2 protein-coding genes are annotated in these 5,397 nt (G+C 45.3%); both read left to right on the top strand.

Annotated elements, in window-relative coordinates:
* The first annotated feature begins 26 nt into the window (after positions 1 to 26).
* Positions 27 to 4,577 (top strand): Ig-like domain-containing protein, encoded by a 4,551-nt coding sequence (locus FLP08_RS15305; RefSeq protein ID WP_439329445.1) that lies wholly within the window; start codon positions 27 to 29, stop codon positions 4,575 to 4,577.
* Between the two features lie 12 nt (positions 4,578 to 4,589).
* Positions 4,590 to 5,397, top strand: an 808-nt coding sequence (locus tag FLP08_RS15300) for a PorP/SprF family type IX secretion system membrane protein (protein WP_156278039.1), incomplete at its 3' end; no start/stop codon positions are given.

Raw genomic sequence — 5,397 nt, 5'->3', positions numbered from 1 at the left:
TCACAACCCTTAACCAGAACCCAGCAATCGAAGCAGTGAAAACTGTAAGAGTCGCTGGAACTGAGGTGGGAGATGTGATCGAATATGACATCGTAGTGACCAATACAGGTAACGTAACCGTAACCGATATCGAGATCACCGATGCCAATGCCGATGCAGGTAGTATCGCAGGAAGCCCTATCTTTACACTGGCTCCTGGAGAATCGGCTACCGTCACGGCAAACCAAACCATTACCCAGGCGCATATGGATGCAGGATTTGTGTCTAACTCCGCTACTGCTACTGGCGACAGTCCTAGCAGTACCAATGATGTAACTGATGTGTCAGATAACGGAGATCCAACCGATGGTGACGACAATCCGACTACTACGACACTTGATCAGAATACTGCCATGGAAATTTCCAAAGCAGCTTTGGTGTCGAATTTTGCAGAGGTAGGAGATTTAATAGACTACACTATTAAACTTAAGAACACTGGAAACACTACTATAAATAGTGTAAGTATCACAGATGATAACGCCGAAAATCTGGTATATCAGTCTGGTGATATAGACTCAGATAACTTACTGGATGTTAATGAGGAATGGATATTTACAGCTTCACATACAGTAACAGTTTCAGATTTCAATGATGGTTTTGTAGAGAATATTGCTCAGGTAGATGGGAAAGGACCGCTTGGTTCAGATCTTCAGGAATTAAGTAATACTGTAAGAACTGGAGCCTTTAAATTAGAAGAGGACATTGCTACCACCGAAGAGGATAGTGATGTTATAATCGATGTTCTTGACAATGATAAATATGATCCCGCTGCTAGTCTTGTTTTGAGCAATACTACCCAACCGGCTAACGGAAATGTGGTGATCAATTCAGATAACAGCGTGACCTATACTCCGAATGCCGATTTCAATGGAACCGATAGCTTTGAGTATACCGCTACTGTAACCAATTTCGACGGAAGCACGACTTTAGAAACCACTACTGTGACTGTAACAGTAGAACCAGTTGCTGATGCTGTAGCAGATGTTGCTACCACTCAGGAAGACGAAGCTGTCATGATCGCTGTTCTGGACAACGACACCTATGAATCTGGCACCGATGTGGAAGTAACCTCCACAACCCAACCGGTCAACGGAAATGTGGTGATCAATGCAGATAACAGCGTGACCTATACTCCGAATGCCGATTTCAATGGAACCGATAGCTTTGAGTATACCGCTACCGTGACCAATGCTGATGGAAGCACGACTTCAGAAACCACTACGGTGACTATAACCGTCGAGCCAGTTGCTGATGCTGTAGCTGATACGGCTACTATTCCGGAAGATGAAGCTGTAACAATCGATGTTCTGGACAACGACACCTATGAGGCTACTACCGATGTGGAAGTAACCTCCACAACCCAACCGGTCAACGGAAATGTAGTGATCAATGCAGATAACAGCGTGACCTATACTCCTAATGCCGATTTCAACGGAACCGATAGTTTCGAGTATACCGCTACTGTGACCAATACTGATGGAAGCACGACTTCAGAAACCACTACGGTGACTATAACCGTTGAGCCAGTTGCTGATGCTGTAGCAGATTTTGCTACCACTCAGGAAGACGAAGCTGTCGTGATCAATGTTTTGGATAACGATACTTATAATGCTGCAACAGAATTAGAAGTAACTTCTACTTCTACTCCAGCTAACGGAAGCGTGGTGATCAATGCAGACAACACCGTGACCTATACGCCGAATGCCGATTTCAACGGAACCGATAGCTTTGAGTATACCGCTACCGTGACCAATGCTGATGGAAGCACGACTTCAGAAACCACAACGGTGACTATAACCGTCGAGCCAGTTGCAGATGCTGTAGCAGATGTTACTACCACTCAGGAAGACGAAGCTGTAGTGATCGATGTTTTGGATAACGATACTTATAATGCTGCAACAGATGTAAAAGTAACTTCTACTTCTACTCCAGCTAACGGAAGCGTAGTAATCAATGAAGACAACACCGTGACCTATACTCCTAATGCCGATTTCAACGGAACCGATAGTTTCGAGTATATCGCAACCGTGACCAATGCTGATGGCAGCACGACTTCAGAAACCACTACCGTGACCGTAACTGTAGAACCAGTTGCTGATGCTGTAGCAGATACGGCTACCACTTCTGAAGACGAGGCTGTTGTGATCAATGTTTTGGATAACGATATTTATAATGCTGCAACAGAATTAGAAGTAACTTCTACTTCTACTCCAGCTAACGGAAGCGTAGTGATCAATGCAGACAGCACCGTGACCTATACTCCGAATGCCGATTTCAATGGAACCGATAGCTTCGAGTATACCGCTACCGTGACCAATGCTGATGGAAGCACGACTTCAGAAACCACTACGGTGACTATAACCGTCGAGCCAGTTGCTGATGCTGTAGCAGATGTTGCTACTACTCCGGAAGATGAAGCTGTCGTGGTAGCTGTTCTGGATAATGATACTTATAATGCTGCATCAGATGTCGAAGTAACTTCTACTTCTACTCCAGCTAACGGAAGCGTAGTGATCAATGCAGACAGCACCGTGACCTATACTCCGAATGCCGATTTCAATGGAACCGATAGCTTTGAGTATACCGCTACTGTAACCAATTCCGACGGAAGCACGACTTCAGAAACCACTACGGTAACTATAAGCGTCACTCCGGTAGAAGATGTTGCGGCAGATACCGTTAGCACTCCGGAAGATGAAGCCGTAACAATCGATGTTCTGGACAATGACACCTATGAATCTGGCACCGATGTGGAAGTAACTTCCACTACCCAACCGGCTAACGGAAATGTGGTGATCAATTCAGACAATACGGTGACCTATACTCCGAATGCCGATTTCAATGGAACCGATAGCTTTGAGTATACCGCTACTGTAACCAATTCCGACGGAAGCACGACTTCAGAAACCACTACGGTAACTATAAGCGTGACTCCGGTAGAAGATGTTGCGGCAGATACCGTTAGCACTCCCGAAGATGAAGCCGTGACAATCGATGTTCTGGACAATGACACCTATGAATCTGGCACCGATGTGGAAGTAACTTCCAATACCCAACCGGCTAACGGAAATATAGTTATCAATTCAGACAATACGATAACCTATACTCCGAATGCCGACTTCAACGGAACCGATAGCTTCGAGTATATCGCAACCGTAACCAATGCGGATGGCAGTACAACTTCAGAAACCACAACCGTGACCGTAACTGTAGAACCAGTTGCCGATGCGGTGCCAGATACGGCAACTACCCTGGAAAATAATCCGGTAACCGTTGATGTTCTGGAAAATGATACTTATGCTGAAACTACCAATGTGGTAGTTAGCTCAGTGACTCAACCTGAAAACGGTGAAGCAGTATTAAATGAAGACAATACGGTAACCTATATTCCGAATTCGGAATTCTTTGGAACTGATATTTTCGAATATACCGCCACTGTAACCAATGCTGATGGCAGCACTACCACAGAAATAACCACGGTGACCATTACTGTAGATAAGCAACCCGATGCGCCAACAGTTTCAGTGGTTCAGCCAGACTGTGAAAATGCCTTCGGAACGATTGAGATCGAAACTATTGAAGGTTATACTTATAGTCTTAATGATGGGGATTTCATTGAAGTAAGCGTATTCGAAAATCTTGAAAGTGGTGTCTATGTGATCAGGGCAAAAGATCCTAAAGATTATATTTCCCCTTCAACCACGATCGAGATCTTCGAGCAGCCGGTAACTCCTGAGGCTCCTCAATTCGAAGAGATCCTTCAGGCAGACTGTACTGAACCAACGGGAACCCTGATCTTAAGTTTCAATGCTGAAGTAGAGTATTTCATAGAAAACCAGGAGGGAGATATAATAAACGATGAAGACAATGACGCAATCTTCGAAGGTCTTGCCCCTGGTGCTTATAAGGTATTCGCAAGATCGGAAGCAGGCTGTGTATCTCAACCAGCAGATCTGGTAATCGAAAATCCGACAGCTGATGAAATTGCCGCTTCAGATATTGACTGGTGTATTGGAGATTCAACATTTGATCTTTTTGATGCTTTCTCCGGAGAATACGATAGTACTGGAACCTGGAAAGCTGATGATTATGCAGAGTCCTTAGATGGTAGCATCGTTGACCCTACAATCCTGGGAATCGGAACCTTTAAATTCACTTATACTATTGAAGGTCCTTGCCCATCTGTAACTGAAGTATTGGTAAATATCAATGACGAATGTGTGGTACTGGATTGTAGTATCGAGGATATTAGAAAGAGCATTTCAAAAACTGTTACACCGAACGGGGATGGTCATAACGACTTCTTCAGGGTCAATGCAGATCTGGCTTGTGAGTTCATTTACGATCTGAAGATCTTTAACCGCTGGGGTGCCGAGGTATTTACTGCCAAAAACTACCAGAACAACTGGGATGGGTTCTCCAAGAACTCCTTCACCAGCTCGAACCAATTACCGTCGGGCACCTACTTCTATATTCTGGAGATCAGAAATAGCCAGTTCGAACCGATACAGGGATACATCTACTTAGGAACAAAATAAAATAGGGAAACCATGAAAAAAATAGCTTTAATCATAGGAATCTTGCTWGTGAGTGCCTCCGGGTTCTCCCAGCAGCTCCCTCAGTTTACRCAATAYATGTATAATACCATCTCCATTAACCCMGCCTATGCGGGCAGCCGGGACGGCTTCTCCACRGTGGGGCTCCACCGCAGCCAGTGGGCCGAYCTCGAAGGAGCTCCCACCACCCAGACCCTCTCGTTGCATTCGCCACTGCGCAAYGACAAGGTAGGACTGGGATTATCGGTCATCAACGATAATACGGGTTATGAGAATTATACCTATGCKTACGGAGATTTCTCCTACCGCCTTGACCTGAGCGCAGAGGTMACCCTGCGCCTGGGACTTAAAGCGGGCATGAGTTAYTATAATCTTGATGAAGAACTGTTCACAGATCCAGATGTCATRCAGGACCCATTCTTTCAGGATCAGTTTAACCGCTGGACGCCAAATTTCGGGCTAGGTTTTTATTTGTCGTCACAGAACTGGTACATAGGAGGTTCGGCTCCTAAACTGATCAATAATGATAACAATGAGTACAATGAATATCTGGCTCTGGAACAGGTTCATTATTACCTAACCGGGGGTTATGTCTTCGACCTGAGCGACAATGTCAAGCTCAGGCCCACTACCCTCTTTAAGGCGACCAAGGGAGCTCCCCTGTCTATCGATATCTCAGCCACCACCATCTTCAACGAGAAGTTCTACCTGGGGGCCAACTATCGTATCGATGATGCCATTGGCGGATTCCTGGACATTCAGCTCTTCGATGGCTTTCGGGCAGGATATGCCTATGARTACC

This window comes from Christiangramia aestuarii, assembly GCF_009735585.1.
Lineage (GTDB): Bacteria > Bacteroidota > Bacteroidia > Flavobacteriales > Flavobacteriaceae > Christiangramia > Christiangramia aestuarii.
This window is presented reverse-complemented; position numbering and strand designations above follow the sequence as displayed.